This window comes from Vreelandella sp. V005, assembly GCF_052645115.1.
Map to the genome: position 1 here is coordinate 150,326 of NZ_JBQXYA010000004.1, position 24,369 is coordinate 174,694.

The 24,369-nt window shown below is 53.5% G+C and carries 26 protein-coding genes and 1 CRISPR repeat array; of the genes, 14 read left to right on the forward strand and 12 right to left on the reverse strand.

Annotation, left to right across the window (positions count from 1 at the left end; all coding sequences use genetic code 11):
• Window positions 1-9 precede the first annotated feature (9 nt).
• Genes cas5e through cas2e form a run of 4 tightly spaced genes read left to right on the forward strand, consistent with a single transcriptional unit; the run spans window position 10 to window position 2,675 of the window.
• Window positions 10-762 carry a type I-E CRISPR-associated protein Cas5/CasD gene (gene cas5e, locus ACUN8H_RS11840; RefSeq protein ID WP_445532299.1) on the forward strand — a complete coding sequence of 251 codons (753 nt, stop codon included), beginning with the start codon at window positions 10-12 and terminating at the stop codon, window positions 760-762.
• Complete coding sequence (cas6e, locus tag ACUN8H_RS11845) at window positions 762-1,451, forward strand: type I-E CRISPR-associated protein Cas6/Cse3/CasE (protein ID WP_445532300.1); 690 nt, start codon at window positions 762-764, stop codon at window positions 1,449-1,451. The genes cas5e and cas6e overlap by 1 nt, the downstream gene beginning before the upstream one ends.
• A gap of 9 nt (window positions 1,452-1,460) precedes the next feature.
• Window positions 1,461-2,381 carry a type I-E CRISPR-associated endonuclease Cas1e gene (gene cas1e / locus ACUN8H_RS11850; protein ID WP_445532301.1) on the forward strand — a complete coding sequence of 307 codons (921 nt, stop codon included), beginning with the start codon at window positions 1,461-1,463 and terminating at the stop codon, window positions 2,379-2,381.
• Entirely contained in the window at window positions 2,382-2,675 is a 294-nt protein-coding gene (cas2e, locus tag ACUN8H_RS11855) for a type I-E CRISPR-associated endoribonuclease Cas2e (RefSeq protein WP_445532302.1), read from the forward strand. It abuts the gene before it with no gap.
• Window positions 2,676-2,785: 110 nt separating this feature from the next.
• Window positions 2,786-3,851: a CRISPR direct-repeat array (repeat unit 29 nt; unit sequence CCGATCCCCGCACGAGCGGGGATGAACCG).
• A gap of 296 nt (window positions 3,852-4,147) precedes the next feature.
• On the opposite strand, the gene ACUN8H_RS11860 is transcribed toward cas2e, so the two are convergent.
• Window positions 4,148-4,450 carry a hypothetical protein gene (locus tag ACUN8H_RS11860; protein ID WP_445532303.1) on the reverse strand — a complete coding sequence of 101 codons (303 nt, stop codon included), beginning with the start codon at window positions 4,448-4,450 and terminating at the stop codon, window positions 4,148-4,150.
• A gap of 45 nt (window positions 4,451-4,495) precedes the next feature.
• The gene (locus tag ACUN8H_RS11865; protein ID WP_445532304.1) at window positions 4,496-5,524 is read right to left on the reverse strand and encodes an alpha/beta hydrolase; all 1,029 of its coding nucleotides are present in this window, start codon (window positions 5,522-5,524) and stop codon (window positions 4,496-4,498) included.
• A gap of 140 nt (window positions 5,525-5,664) precedes the next feature.
• Here ACUN8H_RS11865 and ACUN8H_RS11870 point away from each other — a divergent pair, with 140 nt between their 5' ends.
• The gene (locus ACUN8H_RS11870) at window positions 5,665-6,693 is read left to right on the forward strand and encodes an acyltransferase family protein (RefSeq protein WP_445532305.1); all 1,029 of its coding nucleotides are present in this window, start codon (window positions 5,665-5,667) and stop codon (window positions 6,691-6,693) included.
• 105 nt (window positions 6,694-6,798) lie between these two features.
• Here ACUN8H_RS11870 and ACUN8H_RS11875 read toward each other — a convergent pair whose 3' ends face one another.
• A complete protein-coding gene (locus tag ACUN8H_RS11875) occupies window positions 6,799-7,428 on the reverse strand; it encodes a hypothetical protein (protein WP_445532306.1) in 630 nt (209 codons plus the stop codon).
• 533 nt (window positions 7,429-7,961) lie between these two features.
• Between ACUN8H_RS11875 and glnA the strand changes: the two genes are divergently transcribed.
• The 4 genes from glnA to ntrC all read left to right on the forward strand — a co-directional run bounded on the left by glnA (window position 7,962) and on the right by ntrC (window position 12,756).
• Entirely contained in the window at window positions 7,962-9,368 is a 1,407-nt protein-coding gene (gene glnA, locus ACUN8H_RS11880; RefSeq protein WP_445532307.1) for a glutamate--ammonia ligase, read from the forward strand.
• A gap of 136 nt (window positions 9,369-9,504) precedes the next feature.
• Entirely contained in the window at window positions 9,505-10,053 is a 549-nt protein-coding gene (locus ACUN8H_RS11885) for a DUF4124 domain-containing protein (protein WP_445532308.1), read from the forward strand.
• 221 nt (window positions 10,054-10,274) lie between these two features.
• A complete protein-coding gene (gene glnL, locus ACUN8H_RS11890; protein ID WP_445532309.1) occupies window positions 10,275-11,336 on the forward strand; it encodes a nitrogen regulation protein NR(II) in 1,062 nt (353 codons plus the stop codon).
• Window positions 11,329-12,756: a nitrogen regulation protein NR(I) gene (gene ntrC, locus ACUN8H_RS11895; RefSeq protein WP_445532310.1), complete on the forward strand. Its 1,428-nt coding sequence runs from the start codon at window positions 11,329-11,331 to the stop codon at window positions 12,754-12,756. Before glnL ends, ntrC begins: the two co-directional genes overlap by 8 nt.
• A 53-nt stretch (window positions 12,757-12,809) precedes the next feature.
• On the opposite strand, the gene ACUN8H_RS11900 is transcribed toward ntrC, so the two are convergent.
• From ACUN8H_RS11900 to ACUN8H_RS11910, 3 genes are all read right to left on the reverse strand, one after another.
• Window positions 12,810-12,977 (reverse strand): DUF6435 family protein, encoded by a 168-nt coding sequence (locus ACUN8H_RS11900; RefSeq protein WP_445532311.1) that lies wholly within the window; start codon window positions 12,975-12,977, stop codon window positions 12,810-12,812.
• Window positions 12,978-13,063: 86 nt separating this feature from the next.
• Window positions 13,064-13,594 carry a YqiA/YcfP family alpha/beta fold hydrolase gene (locus ACUN8H_RS11905; protein WP_445532416.1) on the reverse strand — a complete coding sequence of 177 codons (531 nt, stop codon included), beginning with the start codon at window positions 13,592-13,594 and terminating at the stop codon, window positions 13,064-13,066.
• Between the two features lie 5 nt (window positions 13,595-13,599).
• The gene (locus tag ACUN8H_RS11910; RefSeq protein WP_445532312.1) at window positions 13,600-13,731 is read right to left on the reverse strand and encodes an entericidin A/B family lipoprotein; all 132 of its coding nucleotides are present in this window, start codon (window positions 13,729-13,731) and stop codon (window positions 13,600-13,602) included.
• 708 nt (window positions 13,732-14,439) lie between these two features.
• Here ACUN8H_RS11910 and ACUN8H_RS11915 point away from each other — a divergent pair.
• Window positions 14,440-14,571 (forward strand): hypothetical protein, encoded by a 132-nt coding sequence (locus ACUN8H_RS11915; RefSeq protein WP_445532313.1) that lies wholly within the window; start codon window positions 14,440-14,442, stop codon window positions 14,569-14,571.
• Between the two features lie 86 nt (window positions 14,572-14,657).
• Here ACUN8H_RS11915 and ACUN8H_RS11920 read toward each other — a convergent pair whose 3' ends face one another.
• The 3 genes from ACUN8H_RS11920 to ACUN8H_RS11930 form a co-directional block, all read right to left on the reverse strand.
• Window positions 14,658-16,118 (reverse strand): sodium/glutamate symporter, encoded by a 1,461-nt coding sequence (locus ACUN8H_RS11920; RefSeq protein ID WP_445532314.1) that lies wholly within the window; start codon window positions 16,116-16,118, stop codon window positions 14,658-14,660.
• Between the two features lie 115 nt (window positions 16,119-16,233).
• Entirely contained in the window at window positions 16,234-16,773 is a 540-nt protein-coding gene (locus tag ACUN8H_RS11925) for a phosphatase PAP2 family protein (RefSeq protein WP_445532315.1), read from the reverse strand.
• On the reverse strand, window positions 16,736-17,899 hold the full coding sequence (locus tag ACUN8H_RS11930; RefSeq protein ID WP_445532316.1) for a glycosyltransferase family 4 protein: 1,164 nt from the start codon (window positions 17,897-17,899) through the stop codon (window positions 16,736-16,738). The genes ACUN8H_RS11925 and ACUN8H_RS11930 overlap by 38 nt, the downstream gene beginning before the upstream one ends.
• A 279-nt stretch (window positions 17,900-18,178) precedes the next feature.
• Here ACUN8H_RS11930 and fdhD point away from each other — a divergent pair, with 279 nt between their 5' ends.
• The 4 genes from fdhD to ACUN8H_RS11950 all read left to right on the forward strand — a co-directional run bounded on the left by fdhD (window position 18,179) and on the right by ACUN8H_RS11950 (window position 22,077).
• On the forward strand, window positions 18,179-19,045 hold the full coding sequence (fdhD, locus tag ACUN8H_RS11935; protein ID WP_445532317.1) for a formate dehydrogenase accessory sulfurtransferase FdhD: 867 nt from the start codon (window positions 18,179-18,181) through the stop codon (window positions 19,043-19,045).
• 90 nt (window positions 19,046-19,135) lie between these two features.
• On the forward strand, window positions 19,136-19,801 hold the full coding sequence (locus ACUN8H_RS11940) for an SDR family oxidoreductase (RefSeq protein WP_445532318.1): 666 nt from the start codon (window positions 19,136-19,138) through the stop codon (window positions 19,799-19,801).
• A 238-nt stretch (window positions 19,802-20,039) separates the two neighbouring features.
• The gene (locus ACUN8H_RS11945; protein ID WP_445532319.1) at window positions 20,040-21,044 is read left to right on the forward strand and encodes a porin; all 1,005 of its coding nucleotides are present in this window, start codon (window positions 20,040-20,042) and stop codon (window positions 21,042-21,044) included.
• A gap of 583 nt (window positions 21,045-21,627) precedes the next feature.
• Window positions 21,628-22,077: a DUF305 domain-containing protein gene (locus tag ACUN8H_RS11950; protein ID WP_445532320.1), complete on the forward strand. Its 450-nt coding sequence runs from the start codon at window positions 21,628-21,630 to the stop codon at window positions 22,075-22,077.
• A gap of 155 nt (window positions 22,078-22,232) precedes the next feature.
• On the opposite strand, the gene ACUN8H_RS11955 is transcribed toward ACUN8H_RS11950, so the two are convergent.
• From ACUN8H_RS11955 to ACUN8H_RS11965, 3 genes are all read right to left on the reverse strand, one after another.
• The gene (locus ACUN8H_RS11955; protein WP_445532321.1) at window positions 22,233-22,601 is read right to left on the reverse strand and encodes a DUF1428 domain-containing protein; all 369 of its coding nucleotides are present in this window, start codon (window positions 22,599-22,601) and stop codon (window positions 22,233-22,235) included.
• Window positions 22,598-22,975 carry a YciI family protein gene (locus ACUN8H_RS11960; protein WP_445532322.1) on the reverse strand — a complete coding sequence of 126 codons (378 nt, stop codon included), beginning with the start codon at window positions 22,973-22,975 and terminating at the stop codon, window positions 22,598-22,600. Before ACUN8H_RS11960 ends, ACUN8H_RS11955 begins: the two co-directional genes overlap by 4 nt.
• Window positions 22,976-23,053: 78 nt before the next feature.
• Entirely contained in the window at window positions 23,054-24,298 is a 1,245-nt protein-coding gene (locus ACUN8H_RS11965) for an RNA polymerase sigma factor (protein ID WP_445532323.1), read from the reverse strand.
• Between the last annotated feature and the right edge of the window lie 71 nt (window positions 24,299-24,369).

Sequence of the window (24,369 nt, forward strand, 5' to 3'; positions counted from 1 at the left end):
GGAGGCCGCATGACCGACTATCTTATTTTTCGGCTCTATGCTCCGCTTGCCAGTTGGGGGGAAGCCGCCGTTGGTGAAACGCGTCCTACCGCTACATACCCCGGCAAAGGGGCTGTTTTGGGGTTGCTTGGGGCCGCACTAGGTATTCGCCGGGATGATGATGAAGGCCAAAAGCAACTGCGTGAAAGCATTGCCATGGGCGTCAAACAGTCGACCCCCGGTATGCTGATGCGCGACTACCACACGGTGCAGATGCCCGCCGCACAGTCAAAAGTGAACTATCACACACGCAAAGAAGAGTTAAGCGCGCCGCGCGATGTGCTGAAAACGATTCTTTCCAGCCGCGACTACCGCTGCGATGGCCTATGGACAGTGGCCGTATGGTTAACGCCTGCGGCAACCCTGACACTGGCCGAGCTTGAGCAAGCGCTGAAAACGCCCCATTACCCGCTATATTTAGGGCGGAAATCCTGCCCGCCCTCCGCGCCATTGGCGCCTCAAGTGCGGCAGTGCCACACGCTTAAAGAGGTGCTTGATGCGGCGTTCCCTAAGCTGGCGTTCAACTGCCAAGAAGACAGAAAGGCGCTGCGCTTTCCCGATGAAGCACTATACGTCTGGGAAGGGGATGCCAGCAGGTTAGACGGCAATGGCAAAGCGGCAGAGTACAACGATGTGTGGGATTTACCACTCAATCGCCGCCGCTGGCAGTTTGGCCCTCGGTTAGAGTTTCGCCGGGCCATAGCAGCAGAGGAGGTGCGCTAATGTATCTCTCCCGCGTACGTATTGACCTGAACGGGCTTTCTCGAGAAAAACTGTTTGATGTGATGAACGCCGAAGCTTATACGGCGCATCAGCTTTTATGGCAGCTATTTCCCGACTACGAAGGCTCAAGGCCATTTATTTTCCGACAAGAGTTGGAAGAAACCGAAGGGGGCAGAGGCCCTAAAGGGTTACCGCTATTTTACGTTCTTTCAGATCGTGAACCTTCATCAGTACCAGGCTTGCTTTCCGCAGAGAGCAAACCCTACGCACCAGAGCTCAAAGTGGGCGAGACACTGGCATTTCGCCTGCGCGCTAACCCCACGATAGCGGTTCCTGTGCCAGGGCAACGCGGCCAGCGCGCCGATGTGTTAATGGCAGCCAAAAAACCATTCCCGCCAGGACAACGCACCAGCCAAGCCTGTGTTGATGCGATGAATGGCAAGGCTCGTGAATGGCTCGAAAGTCGCGCTGAAACATGGGGCTTTAGCTTGCCGGTTACGCCAGAGGTGGGCGCCTACCGCCAAAATGTGCTGAATAAAGGGGGTGGCAAGCCTGTTCAATTCTCTACGGTGGATTACGAAGGCCTGCTGGAAGTAACAAACCCAGGAAAGCTGATCGAAACCATGGCCCATGGCATTGGGCGGGCCAAGGCATTTGGCGGTGGTTTGTTACTACTGCGACGACCTTAGGAGGCCAATATGGGCTTTATCCCGCTAAAGCCCATTCCCGAAAAAGACCGAATGTCGATGATCTTTATCGGGATGGGCCAAATAGACGTGCGCGACGGCGCTTTTGTGGTCATTGACGAGGTCAATGGGGAGCGCATGCACATTCCTGTTGGTTCAGTGGCGTGCCTGCTACTTGAACCGGGCACCCGAGTTTCGCATGCAGCCGTTAAGTTGGCCGCCACCGTTGGCACCTTATTGATTTGGGTCGGGGATGCGGGCGTTCGACTATATAGCGCTGGCCAACCTGGGGGCGCACGCTCGGATAAATTGCTCTATCAAGCGCAGCTGGCGCTAGATGAAAAGCTGCGTCTAAAAGTGGTGCGCAAAATGTTTGAGCTGCGTTTTGGTGAAGAGCCTCCATCGCGTCGCAGCATCGAGCAACTGCGTGGTATGGAAGGTGCCAGGGTGCGCAAAACCTATCAATTGCTAGCCAAGCAATATGGCGTTAAATGGAATGGGCGGCGTTATGACCCAAAACAGTGGGATTCCTCAGATGTCGCTAACCAATGTCTATCCGCAGCAACGGCCTGCCTATATGGGATTACCGAAGCGGCTATTTTAGCGGCAGGTTACGCCCCTGCTATTGGTTATCTACACACCGGTAAACCGCTGAGTTTTGTTTATGATATTGCCGATATCGTGAAGTTTGACACGGTAGTACCAGCGGCCTTTAGAGTCGCTGCACGTAATCCGCCTATGCCGGAAAGAGAAGTTCGTATCGCTTGCCGCGATGCATTCAAGCAATCCCGCATTCTCCAGCGCTTAATCCCCATGATCGAAGATGTGCTGGCCGCCGGTGATATTCAGCCGCCACCGCCAGCACCTGATGCGGTTCCACCTGCTATTCCAGAACCACCTTCGGTTGGCGATGCTGGTCATAGGAGCGGGTAAATGGCAATGCTGGTAGTAATTACAGAAGCGGTGCCTCCACGCCTACGGGGCAGATTAGCAGTGTGGCTTTTAGAGATTAGAGCCGGTGTTTATGTGGGTGATGTAAGCAGGCGAATTCGAGAAATGATTTGGGAGCAGGTCGAAGCGTTAGCTGAAGAAGGCAACGTAGCCATGGCCTGGGCCAGCAACCATGAATCCGGTTTTGAATTTCAAACGTATGGTGAAAACCGCAGAGAGCCTGTTGATCATGACGGGTTACGTTTGGTGCGCTTTTTACCGACACAAGCTAACTAGCTGATTTTATTTGCTCTTTAACAATTTAGCCTGGTTAAAAAGTAAGCAAAATAGCTGGTGGAATTTTTATCTGCTATTTTCTCCTTGTAGATCAACTGTCTACAAATAGACCGATCCCCGCACGAGCGGGGATGAACCGCGGTGCCTGTACGGTTGTCGGCGCGTGTGGGGCCGATCCCCGCACGAGCGGGGATGAACCGCCTACTACTTGTGGGTCGAAGTTGTCTTGATTCCGATCCCCGCACGAGCGGGGATGAACCGATGCTTAGTTAATCTAGGCCAAGTGCTTTAAACCGATCCCCGCACGAGCGGGGATGAACCGTCGAAAAACGGCACTTGAATAGCGCCGCGCATCCGATCCCCGCACGAGCGGGGATGAACCGGCAGGTTAAGCGCTCCGCGCAATGGAACGCCACCGATCCCCGCACGAGCGGGGATGAACCGCTGAACGTGGCAATGTAACGCTCAATGACGGCCCGATCCCCGCACGAGCGGGGATGAACCGATTTTCTTGGCCAACCGGGAGGCTAGCAGCGACCGATCCCCGCACGAGCGGGGATGAACCGTTTATATGCAATAAAATGCCCGCCACTGCAATCCGATCCCCGCACGAGCGGGGATGAACCGCCCTGGCGGATCTTCAACGCCTGGCTCAAATACCGATCCCCGCACGAGCGGGGATGAACCGTTACCGGCCAGGCTTCACGAATCAACCATTGACCGATCCCCGCACGAGCGGGGATGAACCGGTTTAAACCCTAACAGAGACGGCGGCATGGGTCCGATCCCCGCACGAGCGGGGATGAACCAAGCGAACCGCAAGGCCGCAGCGCAATACCGCCCCGATCCCCGCACGAGCGGGGATGAACCGTTATCGAGCGATGACAGACTGTCGAAATCCTGCCGATCCCCGCACGAGCGGGGATGAACCGAGCGTAGAAGGCATTGGAAAAAACGCCTGTTACCGATCCCCGCACGAGCGGGGATGAACCGCCTTCGGGAGGCAGAGGTCGTAGGTTCGAATCCCGATCCCCGCACGAGCGGGGATGAACCGGGTTAGGAAGGCGCGTATCGCCGTGCCGTTGACCGATCCCCGCACCTGCGGGGATGAACCGACCATGATCGCTTGGGCTAGGCCGTTTTGCTTCCGATCCCAGCGCCAGCAGGGATGAACCATCGTCAGAGATCTGCTTTGTTTGCTGTTTTGTCTGATCCCCGTTCAGGCAGGTATGAACCACTCAGAGTGGTGCAAAAAAGTCTCATTGAGACGATCGTGGTTAAATTTAAGGTATGTGCCCGTGGCACCGCTATGCGGTGCTTTCGCGGGTGCGCTTCGCTTACCACGCGTTACTCGAAATGTGCTTAACACTCGATTAGTGCCATATCGGCACTGCTGTTGGAGAACTCAGGATCTGAAAAAAAGCCATCACATTGGATGGCTTGTGGTGCTGAAATCAGCAAAACGCTAACGCTTAGTCTTCTTTCGGCGCTGTTTCCATGGCGCGTTTGTCGTCGGGTACCCGCACAATGTGGCCTACTTCGAGCTCACCATGGGTTTTATGGCGGCTGCCGTTGGCGTCGATGATCGCAGCGACTTCGCCGATGCTGACGGCGTCATCTTCGCGGTAGGCTTCTACTTTGATGCGTACCATTGCGCCTTGGTAACGGGCAGAGATAATGTCGCCTGGGTCGGGGGCTTGGTGGTCGGGGTCGTTTTTGAAGTATTCCGCGACGCTGGCGTTACCGGGTTCGTCCCATTCTACGTGCTGATGCATCGTTATCTTCCTTGTCGTGTGGAATGTTGTTTAAGTGTAGTGCGTTCAACCGCTTACTGCCTCACTGCTTGTGCTGCTTTCTTCCCCAGGGCGCTGTGTTTCTTCTCGCTCTTCCTGGATTTGTTGTTCAATGGTTTCTTGAACCGCTACTTCGCTTGGCTGCCCCACGTACTGAAAGAGAAAGTTAAGCGCGGCGGGCAGGCTGGCGCGCCACACCTGCCAAGTATGGCCGCCGGGGTAGAGGTCAAGGCGTACATCGTTGGGTTGGATGCGCTCCATCGCTTGGCGAAGTTGGCGGGCATGAAACTCAGCATCGTAAACGTCGCTGCGCCCGGCGCTGATATACAGCGGTACGGGGGGAAGATCGCCCTCTGCTTCCGTGCCGCGCGGCGTGACACGCAGGCGGTACGCCTCTAAATAGGCGGTGTAGTTAAGTGTTTCCCATAGTTCACGGTCGAACTGCCCCTGCGCGTCGATAAAGGCGGGGTGGCGCCAGGCCGAAGAGTTGCCCGGCGGCAGAGGCACGTAGCTTGCAGGGCTCAACGCGGCCACGGCAGCAAATAAATCGGGCCGTTCCAAGGCGAAGTTAAGCGCGCCATAACCCCCGGCGGAGAGCCCCGCTACGCCCCGATAATGGCGCGCTTGGCCAACCCGGTAAGTGGCTTCCACATGGGGCATGAGATCATTGAAAAACGCGCTACGAGCGGGTTCGTTGTGGCCATCTACCCACCAACTGCGGCTACCGGGCATAATGAAAACGGCGGGAGGAATATGCCCGGCGCGAATTAACCTATCGGTCACTTGTTGCAAATTGCCACGCGAAACCCAATCACGGTCGGTGCCAAAAGAGCCGTGCAGCATATAGACGACCGGATAGGTATGTGTCGTCTGGGTGTCATAATGGTCAGGTAAATAAACGCTATAAGGGTAGTCGTGGCCTAGCGTTGGTGAGGGAAAATAATGGTGCTCTACCTCGCTGGCCACACTGTGACCGCTAAGTGTTAGCCACCCAAGTAATGTGGTGAGCAAGGCACGAAACCGGTAGGACGTCAGGGGTGGCTTAAGGGCGAACACGTCTCCTCCAGGAATTAAAACTGTTCAATGAGGTCGGACAGCACGATGACGTTAGTTGTTCATAATAGTTAATTAATATAGCCATGACGGAAAATGATGCAGCATAAAAAGCGCAGGAGTAGGTAGCGGCGGGAGGCCCAATGCGAAGAGTTGAAGAGATCTATTGGTTGCGAGCTTACGGCTGTATAGCCGTTTTTTTGTTTCATTTGTTAGATCATGTCAATCAACGCCTCGATAACGTCGCTACCGATTTAATGCGCCTGCCGCTAGTGTTGGGTACGCCCATCTTCTTGTTTATATCAGTCTTTGTGTTTGCTGTTCGCTACGATAAATCCGTACCGGATGGCTTTCTTGCGCAGCGCGTCAAATATGTGATGGTGCCGTACTTCGTGTACGGCTTTATTTATTCGACGTCGCAATGGTTGCGCCAACGATCATCCGAGGAGCCGGTAGGATTCGTGACCAATGCCGTTGAGTATTACGTCTATGCGGGTTGGCATGGCTATTTTTTGATCATTGCGATGCAGTTTTACGTGGCGTATTGGCTGTTCACGCGCTGGCAGCTATGGCGGTTGAATCCAGTGCCGTGGCTGTGGGGCGCCTGTGTGATCAGCATGGCGTACTGGGGGTTGGCGTACTGGTTTGATGTCGATTTGCCCGGCTACTTGCTATGGATTGCCCCTCTGGGTTGGATCTATGTGTTTTTCCTGGCGTTGGTGTTAGTACGTTACTACCCATTGGATCCTGAGCATGTGTTCGCTGAGCGGCCTATCTGGTTGCAGCAGTTGGCGCACCCGTTGTGGTTAGTGCTGCTGGTGGCGCTGATCATGGCGGCTACTTTCGCGGGTTGGCTGGAGTTTTCCTCTAAAGAGGTATGGGTGATTCCGTTCTTTGTGCTGTTTACGCTATGCGCCATGCGCTTTATGGCCGGGTTGCCCGCGCCGCGGTGGGTGCGCCACATCAATGTGTACTCTTTTGGTATTTACTTGGCCCACCCGATGTTCTTTGTGCTTGCTGATCTGATGGTTGAGCCGTTGTCGTTGCCGATTGGGGTGTATGCGCTGGTATTGATCGTGGTGGGTGTGGTGGGGTCGGTGGCGCTGAATAAAGTGGCGAATACCACTATGCTGGGCGCGATTTTATTTGGTAAGCGGTTAAAGGTAAATTAGGCCTTGAGTTGGTCACCATAGCAGGCAAAGACGCAGCTCACAGGGCGTTAAGAGGATTAACAAAAAGGTAAGTAAGAGAGTAACCGTAAGCGCGGCACCGGCCCTTTAAGGCTGCGGTGGGGTATAGGCCGGGTTGGGGGTGTGAGGCGGCGGTGTGATGTCTTCTTCCACTTCTACTTGGTTCAGTAAGTGGCTGCTGAACGTTTTCAGACGGGTGGGGCAGGCATGTAAGCGCTGTAAGAAGTCCTCAATTGCTCTGCCATTATCCAGATCAGGGTCAAATCCACCTAAGCGTTCCAGCCAAACCCGTCTTACCGCAATGTAGGGCGGTAACAGCAGCGCGCTCGCTAGTAGGCGGCGCAGAATCCGCTCTGAAAACGACGGCTGAGCAAAGCCAACAATTAAAGCGTCTAGGCTGTAGGTGTCCAGTTGAGGGTAAAGCGATCCCCATAGGCTAGCTGGCAGTGGCTGTTTTTGAAGTGCAATGATTAGCCATTCAGCCTGGCTGGCAAATGCCGCTTTATTGAGGCGTGTGCCTAGCGGTAGGGAAGGCGTCACCAAGCAGTGGGTGTGGTAACGCTGTTCAATCGAATTCAAGCGCGCATGGGTTTGGGTGCTCGTTACCAGTATGGGTAGCAAGTGGTCGGCGACGCCGGATTCACGAATGGATTTCAAATGGCGTGGCAACATTTCACCCGTCACCATGGCATCAACGATAAAGCAGACCGATCCCATTTGCCGACTCCAACTGTGAGCAAATCTATCAAATTGTAATTTATTGTAGTATCTGGCTTATTTGCGTAGCAAGGAAAAAAACTTGTGAGCCAAAAAAGAGGACTCAGTATTTTTAACGCTCTTGTTTGGTGCATTTATATTTATTTTTGATCTTTTTTGGTGCGTAATGCTTGCTTTGAATGTTTCAACACGCCTATTCATGCGTCAATGCAACATCAAGAGGCATAAATGTGCAATTAATAATGTTTTTAAAACAATTAGTTGCTGTTTTTTTATGCCATATTGGTGCAGTGTTGGCATGCTCTCTGCATTATATTTGTAAACGGCTAGCGGATCGTAGGCATAAGCCTTGCGTCGTGCTAAAACGATAGCCGGTCTGAAAAGCTCGCTGAGCGATTTGTTCACAAATGCCAGGCAAACGTTGAGCGAACAAGAATGACAAACGTGCGGTTTAGCGCGTATTTTGTCGAACAACACTTTTATCGGTAGCTTACTGTCGTTAGCTTTAAGCCACGCTCATACCGGAGGACACTATGTCAGCCAAGACTCTCGCGCTAATTGAAGAACATGATGTTAAGTGGGTAGACCTGCGTTTCACTGACACCCGCGGCAAAGAGCAGCACGTGACCGTGCCTGCCCGTGATGTGAACGAAGAGTTTTTTGAGAATGGCCAAATGTTTGATGGCTCTTCAATCGAAGGTTGGAAGGGTATCAACGAATCTGACATGATTCTGAGCCCGGAAGACGGTACGGGTTACCTTGACCCCTTCACCGAAGATGCCACGCTAGTGTTGCGCTGTGACATCATTGAGCCTGCCACTATGCAGGGCTATGACCGTGATCCACGCTCCATCGCCAAGCGCGCTGAAGCGTATCTGGAGTCCACTGGCCTGGGCGATACTGCGTTCTTCGGCCCTGAGCCTGAATTCTTTATTTTTGACGAAGTACACTGGAAGTCCGACATTCAGGGCTCCATGTATAAAATCACGTCTGACGAAGGCGCTTGGGCGACTAGCAATCAGGTAGAAGGCGGCAATCTAGGCCACCGCCCGCGCGTTAAAGGCGGCTATTTCCCGGTTCCCCCGGTTGACAGCTTCCACGATATTCGTGGCGCTATGTGTAACACGCTAGAAGCGATTGGCCAGACTGTGGAAGTTCACCACCACGAAGTTGCCAACGCGGGTCAGAACGAAATCGGCGTTAAATTCAACACGCTGGTGAAGAAAGCTGACGAAGTTCAGGAAATGAAGTACGTGATCCACAACGTGGCACACGCGTACGGCAAAACAGCGACCTTCATGCCGAAGCCGCTGGTCGGCGACAACGGTTCTGGTATGCACGTGCACCAGTCGTTCTGGAAAGATGGCCAAAACCAGTTCGCGGGTGACGAGTATGCGGGCCTGTCTGAAATGGCGCTTTTCTACATCGGCGGTATCATCAAGCACGCTCGTGCCCTAAACGCTTTTACTAACGCCTCTACCAACTCGTACAAGCGTCTAGTGCCAGGTTTTGAAGCGCCGGTTATGCTGGCCTACAGCGCCCGCAACCGTTCTGCTTCTATCCGTATTCCTTATACCGCTAGCCCGAAAGGCAAGCGTGTTGAAACGCGCTTCCCTGACCCGACGGCTAACCCTTACCTGGCGTTTTCTGCCATGTTGATGGCCGGTATCGACGGTATTAAGAACAAGATCCATCCTGGCGATGCCATGGACAAAAACCTGTACGACCTGCCGCCAGAAGAAGGCAAGTCCGTGCCGACCGTGGCGCACAGCCTGGATCAAGCCTTGGAAGCACTCGATGCTGACCGTGCGTTCTTGACCGAAGGTGGCGTGTTCACCGACGAAATGATCGATGCCTACATCGAGCTCAAGATGGAAGAAGTGGAGCGTATTCGTATGACCACGCACCCCATCGAGTTTGATATGTATTACAGCTGTTAAGTACAGCTGCTAATCAGCGTTACTCGCCCTTGGCTGTTACCATCAGCCAGGGGTGGTCACAATGATGGCTAATAGAACCCCGCTACGGCGGGGTTTTTTTGTTACTGGGAGCTAAGAAACGTTTTAAGGGGAGGCTATGAGCAAGGTCACTGCAGTCGTGGTAAGCAGCGTGCTGATCACTTTTTTAGGTGTGGGGGTGGTGGGTGGCGCGGCGTTCGGGCAAACGGTTTACCGGGTCACCGATGAGCACGGCAACGTTACGTTTACCGATGATCCGGACCGCGGTGGCGAGGCATTAGAACTGACGCCACTGCCTAGTCTGCCGCCCGCTTTAAGGACAGCGATCTCCACTGTCCGAGAAACCACGCCCGCGGCGGTGCGCCCGCGCGGAAAGCCTGGGCAGCCCTTCATGCCTTATGACCACTTTTCGATTGCTGTGCCCCAGCAAGGCGCACGATTGACAGAGCGAAGCACCGCGGTGGAAGTGGCCATTGCGCCCCCCCTGCGTGAAGACCACCAAGTGCGGCTGTTAGTGAATGGTGAAATTAGCCAAACCGCGCTACACAGCGATGTTTTCTGGTTAACGGGGCTACCTGCAGGGCAGCACGAACTTCAAGCAGAGTTACTCGATAGCAGCCAGCGTTTACAGCACCGCACGCCCGCGGTAACGATTACAGTTCCTTAAAAGGGCTAGTAAAAAAATCGTCTGCACTAAAATAGTGCATGAGTGGGCGCATTTAGCGCCGTGAGTGCGCTAAAACGATTCACCTCCGGTGGCTGCTATGCCCGCAAGCCGTGCAACTAGGCATAAAGACGTAATTGGCGCGCTTTTTGCAGTTCTCTCAATGAACATCCACCTGTAGATCGGTAACGGCGATGGAAGACGTAATTTCTCAGGACACCACCATGCATCAGCGTTTGCTTGAACATCTCACCACGGCGGTGCTGCTGCTAGACGGCGAGCTGCGTGTGCGCTGGATGAATCCTGCCGCTGAAGCCTTATTGGCGGTCAGCCTAAGCCGTGTTCAAGGGATCAGTCTGGATACGCTGCTGGGGGGTGATGTCAGCATCGATGATGTCTTGGCCAAAGCGCGTGACGCCTTTCATCCCTATACCCAGCGCGAGGCGCGTATCACGCCCCTCAATAGTGACCCACTCACCGTCGACTATACGGTAACGCCCTTATCTGACGACGAACTGCTGTTAGAGGTCGAGCCGCGGGATCGGTTAATGCAAATCTCCCGGGAAGAAGCGCTGACCACACGCCAGGAAACCATCAAAATTTTGGCCCGCGGCCTCGCTCACGAGGTTAAAAACCCGCTCGGGGGGATTCGTGGGGCGGCGCAGTTGCTGGAGCGCGATTTAGACGATCCGTCGCTGCGTGAATATACCCATATCATCGTGGAAGAGGTGGATCGCCTGCGAGATCTGGTCGACTCCATGCTGGGCCCTAACCGAATGCTCAAGCATGAGCCGGTCAATATTCATCGGGTGCTGGAGCGCGTACGCGCACTGCTAATTGCCGAGCATCCCAGCGTTATGATTAGCCGTGATTATGATCCTAGTTTGCCCGACCTTTCTGGTGATGAAGCGCAAATGATCCAAGCGGTACTCAACGTTGCGCGCAACGCCGTGCAGGCCATGAGCGATGCACAAACCCCTGAGCCTACCTTAATACTGCGCACCCGCGCTCGGCGCCAGTTTACCCTTGGCGCCGAACGCCACCGGTTAGTCAGTGAAGTGGCGGTGATCGATAACGGCCCGGGCATTCCCGATGCACTGCAGGAAACACTTTTCTACCCCATGGTATCGGGGCGCGCGGAAGGCAGCGGTCTTGGACTATCGATCGCCCAGTCGATTTTGCACCAACATCAAGGATTGATTGAATGCGACTCACGAGCCGGACACACCGAATTTCGATTACTGATTCCATTGGTAATAATTTTACCGGAGAAGCGTCATGACTGAGGCTACACGTACCGATGTTGCGCGGGTGGTGATTGTCGATGACGACCGCGCTATCCGTTGGGTGTTGGAACGCGCGTTGGCGCAACCCGATCTCGACGTTGAGTGTATTGAACGTGCCGATGTCGCGCTGACACGTCTACTCGAAAGCCCCCCTGACGTACTGGTCACCGATATTCGCATGCCAGGCATCGATGGCCTGGATTTAATGGCACGCGTACGCGAGGCGCATCCCGACCTCCCGGTGATTGTGATGACCGCGCACTCCGACCTGGACAGCGCCGTTGCCTCTTATCAGGGCGGGGCGTTCGAATACCTGCCCAAACCGTTTGACGTTGATGAAGCCTTGGCGCTGGTTCGCCGTGCGGTGGCGCACGCCCGTGAACGCCAGCGGCCGGTGACCGTGCCCGAGGGGTTAAACGCCGAAATCATCGGTGAAGCGCCCGCGATGCAGGAGGTATTTCGCGCCATTGGGCGTCTTTCTCACTCGCATATCACGGTCTTGATCAACGGCGAGTCGGGCACCGGTAAAGAGCGCGTGGCCCAAGCGCTGCATCAGCATAGCCCGCGCGCCGGTAAACCGTTTATCGCGTTGAACATGGCGGCGATTCCCCGCGACTTGATCGAATCGGAGCTGTTTGGCCATGAGAAGGGCGCTTTTACAGGGGCAGCACAGCAGCGCCAAGGGCGGTTCGAACAAGCCAACGGTGGCACGCTGTTTTTAGATGAAATTGGTGATATGCCCGCCGAAACGCAAACGCGGTTACTGCGGGTTTTGGCGGATGGTGAGTTTTATCGCGTGGGTGGCCATACGCCGGTACGCGTTGATGTGCGTATTATCGCAGCGACCCACCAAAATTTAGAGGTGCTGGTCGATGATGGCCGTTTCCGTGAGGATTTGTTTCACCGTTTAAACGTGATCCGTATACATCTGCCAAAACTTGCCGAGCGGCGTGAAGATATTCCTCGCTTGACCCGGCACTTTTTAGCCGAAGCAGCGAAAGAACTCACCACCGATATCAAGGTACTGACCAGCGAAGCGGAGGCGCATCTCACGCGCTTGCCGTGGCCCGGTAACGTGCGGCAGTTAGAAAATATCTGCCGTTGGCTAACCGTCATGGCCTCCGGACGTGAAATCTTGGTGGAGGACCTTCCCCCGGAACTGCGTTCGCCCAGTGCTTCTGAAAGCAGTGCCCAGGGGGACTGGCGAACGGCGTTTCGCGACTGGGCGGATCATGCCCTGGCCGAAGGCCATACCCATCTTTTGGAAGAGGCGGTGCCCGATTTCGAAAGGATTCTGATTGAAACCGCCTTAAAGCATACCGGTGGGCGCAAAGGAGAGGCCGCTGAACTACTTGGCTGGGGCCGTAACACGCTGACACGCAAACTGAAAACACTGCTGCCAGCGCTGGCCGACGAGTAAAGGTGATTCATCGGTGAGATAAAAGCCTGCATCGGTCTAGGCTGAGCGTCACGCTACTTCTCGAGACGCTGGATCTCTGCCAATATCGCTTCAGCCTCTTCGGTTAGGGTAGCGTTGGCACGCATATCGCCGTTACGAGACGCTTCCATCGCCGCTTGCAGTTTACGTTCGTAGTCTTGCTGAAGTTTCTTTTTTGGGTCGCGCTTAAACATGCCAAACATTAGCAGTAGCCTCGTTATCTATAATGTGATGTACATCATTTGTATAGGTTTTGAGGCGCTGTGTCGAATGTTTGTTTTATGGATGTTTACGCTTGTTCCTGAGAGAGCGCGCTGCACTGTCTAAGAAAACGCTCAAAATCGACCAAAATAGTATCGAGGCTGGCGTGTAGGCGGTGATCGTCATCGACCATTCTTAGCGACAGCCGCTGGTGACGGGCACGTTCAATCACCGGCTCAGGGGCAACGACATCATCACGCCAGCCGTGAATGATGTGCGTGAGGCGCGCCTGAATGGTAGGTGACGTTTCAGGGTAGTCAGCTAAGCCCAACGCTGGTGCCAATAAAAAACAGCCTAACACGGGCTGTTGGGCGCTAACGGCAGCGCTTAGCCACCCACCCAGGCTAGAACCTGCCAGCACACGGTGCGCGGGGTCGTCACCGCGCTCGCTTAACACCTTTAACAAGTGTTGAAGACGTTGCTGGGGCTCGGTGATGCCGCGATAGTCCATCACCACCGGCTCACAGTCATCGATTTTTTCCGCAACGCCTTTTAATGCCTGCATTTTAAGTGCCGCTGGGCCGCTCTCCAGCCCGTGGGACAAATAAACCGTCATCATCACGTTTAGCTCGCTGAACGTTGGATCGCTTCTCCACCTTGTTCAATATCTTCACCTGCACCCCGAATGGTGTTGCAACCGCTGACTACCAGCAGGGTGGTGAGGACGAGGATGCAAAGCGCAATAGTACGTTTCATAGCGATCTCCGAAAGTAGGGGAGTGAGGGGTGGCTGCATAAATCAGCCCGCTCACTCTTTTTATAGCAAAGCGTTGCGGTGCGTAAGCAAAATAATCGCTGTTGAAGCGTTTCGCCATTGTTTTAGAACGTTTTAGGCAGATAAATAGGCTATTCAGCGCTTGTTTATGTCGCATGTGCCAGTTCTACACATAAAGTAGGGGTATGTAGGCTGGCCTATCGGCAGTGCTTTATTTTTTAAGTGTTTGTTTTTTATATTTATTATTAATTTTTGGCACAGCTTGGCGCAATGTCTGCAATTACTAAATAGTTATTTAGTTATCCGCTTTAGATTAAGCCTTTTTGATAAGTGTTATGAGTAACTAAGTGAGTGGGTTGACAGGCAAATGGAAGGCAGGATGCCGTGAGACCAACAGGACGTTAAAGGACAATCCGCCCACTCACTGGTTGCAGCGCAGGGAGGCGCTGTTCATCAGACCAGGGAATGGAATCGGTGCAAAACGACCATCTTGTGAAAATGAGGTGGTCTTTTTGCGTGCTTATAATTTTATAAGTAGCTGATTTTAATAGTTATTTATGTCACCCTCTTGATTTTGCATAGCCTTTGTACAGAAAAAAAGTGTGTTTTGGTCTATCCTTTCTTGGAAACCAAAAATGCAGCGGTTAGAAAACGTCAACGTAACGACCGCACACTATCAGGGACAAGATTATGGCGATGGCATTGATGTTATGCATGTTTATTTTGTTCTTAGGGTTTTCGGGGGTGGGTGTGTACATGATGTTTAAAACGTCATTCATGGCCAGCCTGGACGAGCGCGATGATATGCCGCCGGATATCTAAGTCACTATTTTTCAATGATAATTTAAGTTAAAGACAGAAGCACCCGCTTTGAGCGGGCGTTTCGGTTCTTGGTGAGGTGAAGCGATTTAATCGCGTTCCCTCTTCCAGCGGCCTTTGCCACGATCTGGCACCATGCGGCCGAAGTAAAATAGCCCGAATGCAAGCCAGCCTAAGGTTAATAGGGCGGTAAAAATAAGCACGGCTAGCGCCCCAAATTCGGCTATCAATGGCAGGGCGGCGGCGGTAAAAAGGCCACCGCCAACAATCGGTTCAAACATCAGCTGTTTATAACCAAAGCTTTCAAACGCCCCAGATTCATTTTTAGGGTCTGCCATACGCATTAGCAGTAGACCGGTAACCGTTACCCCCATCGACTGGCCAAAGTCACCTACCCCTCGTTCAAACCAGTTTTCAGGAATGACGCGTGGCGCGATCACAATCAGCACAAACAAGCCCCAAGCAATACCTGCTACTGAAAGGAGCAGGAATGGCATAAAATACTCGCCTAGGGTCGTGAGCGAGAGGGTGGCGAGGGCCGCTACAATCGTAAAGTCGAGCGCGGTGCCAGCGATGCGGGACATAGTGCGACTAGAGACATGACGTTCCAGCCCAAACCGCATGACCACTAATTGAACGATGACCCCACCAATCATGGCAATAGGAAACAGCGGTACATGGGCAAGAATTTCCAAGCCTCCGTCGCTTGCCCAGGTACTTTGTTCAATCCACTGTAAGCCCGAAAGTATTAGCCAGCCAATCACAATGGCGATACCCACTAAGCCAATATGTAAGCTGAGAGGGTCCGTTGTCCCTGCTTCCTGGGCTAAGTCTTTTTTGAACTCGCTGAACTCTTCAGTGGAAGGGCGCTCGTCATCGCGCATTAGATCATCGGGGTGATCAGCATCTTTGCTCTCATCGTTAAGGGCGATGATCCCCCGGCGCGCAGCAATATTGATCAGCATGGTACCTATCAACACCCCGGCGACAATGCCTACCGTTGCCAAGCCCAAGGCAAGATCCGCTCCCTCTTCGAAACCTAGCTCTTCAAAAGTGCCTGCCATGCCGGCTGCGGTGCCATGGCCACCTTCAAAACCAATTTCGATTAATGCCCCCACCATAGGGTTCATATTAAACACCGGCACCAGTACCAATAGCGCTAGGCTCAAGCCGACAACGTATTGCCCCCACGCCATGGTTTGGCCGACCACGACCTGGGGCCCGGCGCGTAGCCAAATAGTGCGTAGTCCAGGGATTGTTTTGCCAATAAACAGTGCGGCGAATACCACGTTAATCAATAGCCCCGGCAGTGCTGCCCAGCTCTCTTGTACATAGGCAGGAAATAGCCCAGGGCTCTCTTCAAAAAAGGTGGGAAGGGCTTGGCCCAGCACATCAGGACCCATCACTAACAGCAGTAACCCGCCAATGACCGAGCTGGGCAGAAAGAGCCGTCTTATCCAGGGTAGCCATAGCCGCAGGGCATTGCTGGCTAAAAGAGCTAACGCAATGGTCACTAGCGCGATAAATAATTCACCAACCGTCATGGTCATCACATCGCTCCTTGATGTTGGCATACCGCTAATAACGCTTAAGCGGAAGCGTTCAACAAAATTAGATTGAATTAACCATAGTGCTTAGTGACCAATTTCGCGAAAACAGAGGTATTTACCCCATCCAGTAAAGGCTGAACAAAGCAAAGGCATAGCCTAGGGCTGCACCTGCAAGTACATCACTGACATAGTGGAGCCCTAAACCCACGCGTGAAATCGCGATTAGCAGCGTGAGTGGCAACACCACCGGTAGTAGCCAGGGAGTATGGGCAGCTACTAACACGCTAAACATGACGGCATGCATGGTGTGGCCGCTGGGAAAGCTATAACGGTCCCGGGCTGGTTCACAACATTGGATGCCTTCACTGTAAGTAATAAAAGGCCGCTCGCGACAGAGGCGTGTCTTCACCAGCCGATAGACCGCCACGGCAAACAGGGCGATAACGCTGTACTGCATCAGCCGCCAGGCGCCGTTAGGCTGCAGCCAAGGCTGGGCCAGAATCAGCAGTATCCACACCGGCCAATCACCCAAGCGGCTGGCCGCTTGCAGGATAAGGCGCCAGGGGCGATACAGCGACAGCCTCGAGACTCGCTGGCATAACTGCCACTCTACTAAATCAAGACGGTCGAATACGACAAGCGGACGCGGGCGCATGGTGAGCCTCCAGGGCTTGGTGTAAATAACGCAAAAACTGCTCGGCAATCCCTTTCCAGCTCTGCTCAAGTGCACGTAGTCGCGCGACGCGACCCAAGCGAGCGTAGTCAGCGGGGTGTTGGCACAGCGCCACTGCCGCCTGCTGGAAGGCGACGCTATTGCCAGCGGGGACGGTAATGCCGTTATAGCCACTATTAATGAGCTCAGCGCTGGCAGCGTGATCATAAGCCACCACGGCCAAGCCGCTGGCCATGGCTTCGGCGACCACATTCCCCCAGGTTTCGGAAAGCGAGGGGAAAATAAACAGGTCAGCGCTTGCATAGTGACGAGCAAGCGCTTCCTGGCCCACGAAACCGGTAAAATGCGCGTCGGGTAGCGCTTTCTCTAGCTGCGCCCTCGCAGGGCCATCGCCCACGATGACCTGGGCGATATCGGGCCGCACTTCGCGCATGGCTTGAAAACTTTCATGCAGTAAGGTGAGGTTTTTTTCAGCCGCGAGCCGGCCAACATAAAGAGCGACTGGTTGATGCTCGTTTACCCCCCATTGCTGGCGCAACTGTGTATCGCGATGGGCTGGCGAGAAGCGTTCTCCGTCAAGCCCGCGTGACAATACATGGGTATCGCGGATGCCCTGCTGCTGAAGCGACTTGGCTTGCAGGTGGGTAGGCACTAACGTTAACGCACACCCGTTATGAAAATAGCGCAGGTAGCGCCGAGTGGTAGAAGCCAGCCAGTTAACGCCATAGTCTTCGCAGTAGTGGTCAAAATTCGTGTGCCAACCAGCGACCAGAGGGATATTGAGCCGCCGTGCCGCCTGACGTGCCGCCCAGCCGAGCGGGCCTTGCGTCGCTAGGTAAATCACATCGGGGCGATGCTGGCGCCAAAAGCGCCGCAGGGTGGCCGGTGTCGCCAGCCCTACCTGAACATCGGCGTAGCCGGGTAAGGCCAGCCGCTGTACCTGCAGTTCGCGGTTAACTCCCGTCGTATGGGCAGCGAGTCGCGGGCGGGGGCGAATGACATCGACCAGCACTCCTTGCTGGCCAAGTTCATAACTTATCCGGCTCAGCGTATGGGCGACGCCGTTGATATCCGGTGACCATGTTTCACTAACGATGCAGAGCCGCATAAGAGATCCATCCCTTTATCACGTTTTGTTGCAGTGTGGGCAACGTGAATGACACTGCCGAGTCAAACGGATGAACAAGCGATGACAACACGAGTAATGGGCGCTAGCGGGTGTGCCTTCATAGCATTTGTTAGGAATAGGGGGGATTTAGGTAGGGGGCGCGCGTCGCTATTGGCAGCGGGTAAAAGCTGGACTAGCCTCACACTAGGCACAGCACTAAGCAGACTTATCAGTGGTTGAAAAAGCTGCACTCAGGGAGCGGTTAGCAAGGAGGTCATAATGGATGTAGCCGACGGCACGCATGAATATGGTGATGTTCATCTCGATATTCTCACCCTTGATACTCAAGGGGTCACCGCCAGAGAGGATGCGCTGGCCATCGAAGAAGCACTAGAAATCCGCTTGGCAGGTAGCGAGCCAGTCATCACTATGCGCACACCCGGTCATGATCGTGAGCTGGCGGCTGGTCTGATGCTTAGTGAAGGCGTAGCGCATTCGAAGGATGACTTTGAAGTGATCGATCATCTAGTGGGGCAGCCCAATGTCCTGCAAGTGGTGCTCAAGCGTTTTAAAGCCACAAAGGCCGAGCGACTGGCGCGTTCGTCTCTTTCCAACAGCGCCTGTGGCGTCTGCGGTAAGAAGAAGCTCAATCTGGAGGCCATGCAGGGATTGGCGCCATTGGTGTTTTCCTCCCCGTTAAGTCGCCAGCTATTAACGTCGTTGCCGGGCGAGCTGAATAAGCAGCAAACGCTTTTTGCGCATACCGGCGGGCTGCACGCTGCCGCCCTGTTTGATGCCAATGGGCAGCTATTAGCTTTAAGAGAAGATGTGGGGCGCCATAATGCGGTCGATAAACTGACTGGGTGGGCATTGTTGAATGATCAGTTGCCGCTCGGCGAGCGCATTGTGCTACTCAGCGGCCGAGCGAGTTTCGAACTCATTCAGAAATGCATCATGGCGCGGGTTTCAGTGGTGTGCGCTATTTCCGCCCCGAGTAGTTACGCCGTTCGACTAGCAAGAGAGTTTGGCATCACCCTGGTGGGATTTCTGCGTGACGGACGCTTCAACATTTACGCTGGGGCGGAGCGTATTTTGGGCCCCTCTTATGCATTGCCCGCTAGCGTAGATAATAAACGCTTAGCGTAGCCTGGGTGATCCTTGGCTAGATATGCAACGTATGCACACTTTTCCATGGTGCCGGGTTAGACCCATGATCAACGGAAACAGGGAGACAACATGACATCGACAGTGGTCATTACAGGCGCTAATCGTGGCGTAGGGCTAGCGCTGGCAGGTCACTATGTGGACGCAGAATGGCATGTCATTGGGGTCTGCCGACAGTCATCAGAAGAGCTTGATCGCACGGCTACCGAGGTGATTGCGGGCATCGATGTTACCCAGCCAGACGCGATTGCCCGACTGGTGACGGCGCTCAATGGGCGCGTAATCACGCTACTCATCAACAATGCAGGCCTGCTTCGTGATGAATCGCTGGGTGATATTGATTTCGACAGTATCCGCGAGCAGATGGAAATCAACGCCTACGCGCCGCTGCGTGTGACCGAAGCGCTGTTACCCAACCTTACCCACGGCAGCAAAATCGCCAATATCACGAGCCGCATGGGCTCAATGGCTGATAACGACTCCGGTGGACGCTATGGTTACCGAGCCTCTAAAGCGGCGCTCAACGCGTTCGGGAAATCGCTGGCGATGGACTTAAAGCCGAAGGGCATTGCGGTGGCTCAGCTCCACCCGGGCTATGTGCAAACACGCATGGTTAATTTTGGGGGATTAATTAGCCCACAAGAAGCCGCTTTAGGCATTGCTGCCCGCATTGAAGCGTTGACACTGGATAATAGTGGCGGGTTTTGGCATAGCAATGGAGAACTGCTGCCCTGGTAATATTGTGCTAAATAGTCTGCTAAGAGCCTTCCCTCTGTTGATAGCTGCCATAGCAAGTTAATGTTAATTTTTAATGGCATTTTTATTTTAAATAACTAATAAAAATAAGTTTAATAAAAATTAAAACTTTAAAATAAATGACATATAAGTCCTTTAAGGTTCCCTGCGTTGAGGCGTTATTCGTCCTTCATTGTGCCTTCGCAAAGCGCAAGCATTAACTACTTTAATGGGAACAATCATGTTTAAAAAAACGACACTGGCTCTAACCGTTAGCGGTTTACTGTCAGCCTCTGCAGCACAAGCAGCAACCGTTTACGATCAAGATGGTACCGATCTGGAAATCTACGGCCGTATTGCCATGGGATTTGAAGGCGGCGGTGTTGATGATGGTGTTGATAACGGTGAAGAATTTCGCAATTTCGGCTCCCGTCTACGGATTACCGCTGGCCACCAGATTTCTTCTGATCTGCGTGCATTTGCCCGTGTAGAGTGGCGTTTTACCGCTGATGAGCGCAACCAGGACTCTGGTTTCGATGAAGTGCGTAACAGCTATCTAGGCTTGGAAAGCCAGCAGTTTGGTACCTTCATGGCCGGTAACTACGATAGTTTCTACGATGACTACGTTACCTCTCCGTTTGATGTGTACGTTGAGCGCGGCTACGAGTTTGCTGGTGGCGGCCTTCAGGCACGCGGCGACTCGATTGGCTATAAAACCCCTGAATTTAATGGTTTTCAGGCAGTTATTTCTGCCAAGCACTTTTCTGAGCGTGGTTTGACAGAAGCACAGCAGAGTGATGAAGGATCCGTTATTGCTACTCAGGGTGGCGTTGTCTATGAAACAGGCCCTGCTCGCTTAGCGCTTGGTTATGTGGACGATAAGGTACGTGGTGGCGGTAACGGTGAGGTGCGTTATGGTACTACGGGCGAGTTTGCTATTACTGATGCTTTCTCTGCTCGTGTAGGGTATGAAACACGTGGGGATGATGATGTTAACGGCGGTGGTTTCGATAAAATCGGTGTTGGTGCTACTTTCGTTATTGATGCTTGGGAGTTCTTCGCCGACTACTACAACATCGATGTAGACGGCGCTAGCGATGAGCGTAATGCCTGGGCGCTAGGCACAATGTACAACTTGTCTAGCAACTTCGATATGTTCCTCGAGTTGAACGATCGTAATCTGGACGCCGTTAACGACTTTGAAGAAGATATGTACTACGCATTAGGCGCTCGCTATCACTTCTAATTGATAGAGTGATGTTAGCGGTAGTGTTACTTTAGCTCTTTAGCTTTAAGTTAGCTCGCATGTTTCGATCTTTACCGGTGTGGATAACTTCACACCGGTTTTTAATTTTCCTTTAATATATATTTAATGATTTAGTTATAGTAAGTCACCCGTTTTCTGATTTGCGAAGAGAGTTGTTCAAAGCCAATAACGATGACCAAAATAATGGTTAACGCACGGTCATAATTAAATAAGCGCATAGCGGCGGTGAGTTCAACACCAATACCGCCTGCGCCCGCCAAGCCAAGCGTCAGACGCAGAACGCAGCGCTTTTTCGACGCTGTAGAGGCTGGTAGCGGTCATTGACGCCAACGTTTCCGTTAAAAAGGCGCCGCCAATCACTCATAACCTGCCTGCGCCAGTGGCGCTTAACACTTTAGTGGGCCGGGATGGCGGTGTTTTGAAAAACCGGACAACCCCTTTTAAGGTACCCAGCCACCTCTTGTCAGCGCCTCCGCTAGGCGTTTTCACCGCAATGGGTTGGCAGGAGAGGAGATCACTATCTAAACTCATAATTCGAGTCATTGATTCAAGGAGGAATCCGATGAAAATGTATATACGCTTTGGCGCTATGATCTTGACGGCCACCGTGATCATGCTGGGGTTAATGTACCTAAACACTTACCAGCTAGACCACGTGACGTTCAGTGAGACACGTACCTACATGGCCATCGTGATGGGCGCCACGATGGCGGTGGTGATGTTGGGTTTTATGCTGGACATGTACACCCAAAAGGGCGTGAATATGGCTATTTTGATGGGCAGCATTGCGGTTTTTGCGGGCGCATTATGGCTGGTGCGCAGCCAGCAGACCGTGGATGATGTTGCCTATATGAAGGCGATGATACCGCACCACTCCATCGCCATTTTGACCAGTGAGCGTGCCCAAATAGAGGATCCCCGTGTGCGTGAACTCGCCGATGCGATTATCGAAACGCAACGGGAGGAGATCGCCGAAATGAAAGCCCTGATAGCGGATCTTGAGGATGAGTAACAACATTTGTTGAAACCGCCCCTGGGGGGGGAGGTTGGTATAAGATTGTCGAAATCCGGTTGGCGATGTGCTGGTCCTGACATTGAGCTGGAGGGCGCTACGAAGCCGAGCAGCGCATGGCGCTTCCAGCGTTTATATCGAACGATGCTTCGCTACTACTCATCAAGAATACTTTTAAAACCACCAAAGATGACGCGTTTTCCATCAAAGGGCATGGCGTTTACGTCCATCTGCATGCGGGGATCTTGCATGACCTTCGCCATGCCCTCATCGCGAGCTTCCCGTGAGGGCCATTCGATCCATGAAAAAATGACGGTTTCGTCATCCTTACGTTTAACCGCCATGGTGAAGGAGGTAACTTCCCCCTCGGGCACATCGTCACCCCAACACTCCACTACTCGCAGCGCTCCGTACTCCTTGAAAACGATAGCCGCGGTACGGGCATGCTCAATGAAAAGTTTTTTATTGGTGGTTGGCACGGCAGCGACGAAGCCATCAATATAAGATTGAACGTTAGCACTCATGATTGTTCTCCGGTTTCTATTTTAGGTGGTAGTTCTCGAACGGGACGTACTTCAATGCTGCCCAGCCGGGCAGGTGGGATGCGGCTAGCCAGCAGCAGCGCCTCATTCAAGTCGTGGGCTTCGAGCAGGTAGAAACCCGCCAACTGCTCTTTGGTTTCCGCGAAGGGGCCATCGGAAATTATCGTCTCGCCATCGCGCACGCGCACGGTAGTAGCGGTTTCAGTCGGTTGTAACGGCTGCCCGGCCAGGTAGTTACCGCTGGCACTCAAGCGCTCTACCCCAGCAATGCATTCCTGATTCAGGTCGTGCCACGCCTGTTCGCTCATGGCGTTGATAATCTGCTCTTGGTAATACACCAGCGCAACGTACTTCATTGAGTATCTCCTGAATGGTCAAGGTAGTTACTATCTATAGTCGTTCGAGGCGTCTGCAAATCGACACGGCTGTGTTTTTTATATCAACTTTTCTAACTCGGATAGCCGGCCAAGTAAAAAACGTTTTTCTGGCTCCAGCGTGGCCAATAGCAACGCCTGTTGGTAGGCACTGCGCGCTGCCTCACGTTCGCCCTGGCGCCGCAGTAAATCCGCTTTTGCTGCATAAAATAAGTGATAGCGGGCAAGTTGTGGGTGTTGTGCAAGGTCGTCAAGCTGCTGAAGGCCAATAGCGGGAGCGCCATTCATGGCAATGGCGACCGCACGGTTTAGCGCCAAAATTGGTGAAGGAGAGCGCCCGCATAACGCATTGTAGAGCCTAACGATGCGCGCCCAATCGGTCAGTTCGGCGCTGCTCGCCTGGGCGTGTACAGCAGCAATTGATGCCTGGAGGGTATAGTAGCCAGTGGGAGTGAGGGCCAGCGCCTGTTCCAGCCACGCTATGCCGGCCTGGATGTCTTCCTGACGCCATAGGCGTCTGTCCTGGGCATCCAGTGTCACCAGCTCACCACCGCTATCCTGGCGCGCATCCCGGCGGGCATCATTAAGCAGCATCAAGGCCATCAGGCCAAATACCTCCCCCTGGGGCAGTAGCCGTGCCAGCTCATTACCCAGTCGCATGGCCTCTTGGGTAAGGCTGATATCGACCACGCTAGCGCCTGTGCTGCGTGAGTAGCCCTCATTGAAGACCAGATAGATGACTTGGAGCACATCGGGTAGGCGTTCGGGCAGCTCATCCTGGGTGGGCACCGCATAAGGGATATGTGCATCGCGAATTTTGCGTTTGGCGCGCACGATACGCTGTGCCAGCGTGGTAGGCTTCATCAGTAGCGCGCTGGCTACCTGCTCGGTAGTCAAACCGCACATCTCGCGAAGTGTCAGGGCAATCCGTGCTTCCATGCTCAAACTTGGGTGGCAGCAGGTAAATAGCAGCCGCAGGGCATCGTCTACGATAGCCGTTGGTTCAAGGTCTAGCGTCCCTTCCGCAGGTAATAGCTCTGTGGGTAATAGCAAGTGGGCCCGACGGCGGGCAGTACTGCGCTGGCGGATTTGATCTATTCCGCAATGGTAGCCGGTGCGAATTAGCCATGCCGTGGGGTTGTCAGGTTTGCCGTTAACCGGCCACTGTTGAACAGCCGCCATAAAGGCATCCTGCATGGCTTCTTCGGCTAGCTCAAAATCCCCCAGCAGGCGGATCAGCGTTGCCTGTACGCGCCGGGAGTGATCACGATATAGGCTATCAATGTAGGAAGGTTCAGTATCCATCAAGGGAGATCCGTAAGCTTTATCTCAAACGTAGCGCATGGTCTCCCTGGTGACTTGTTTTTTATTGTCTT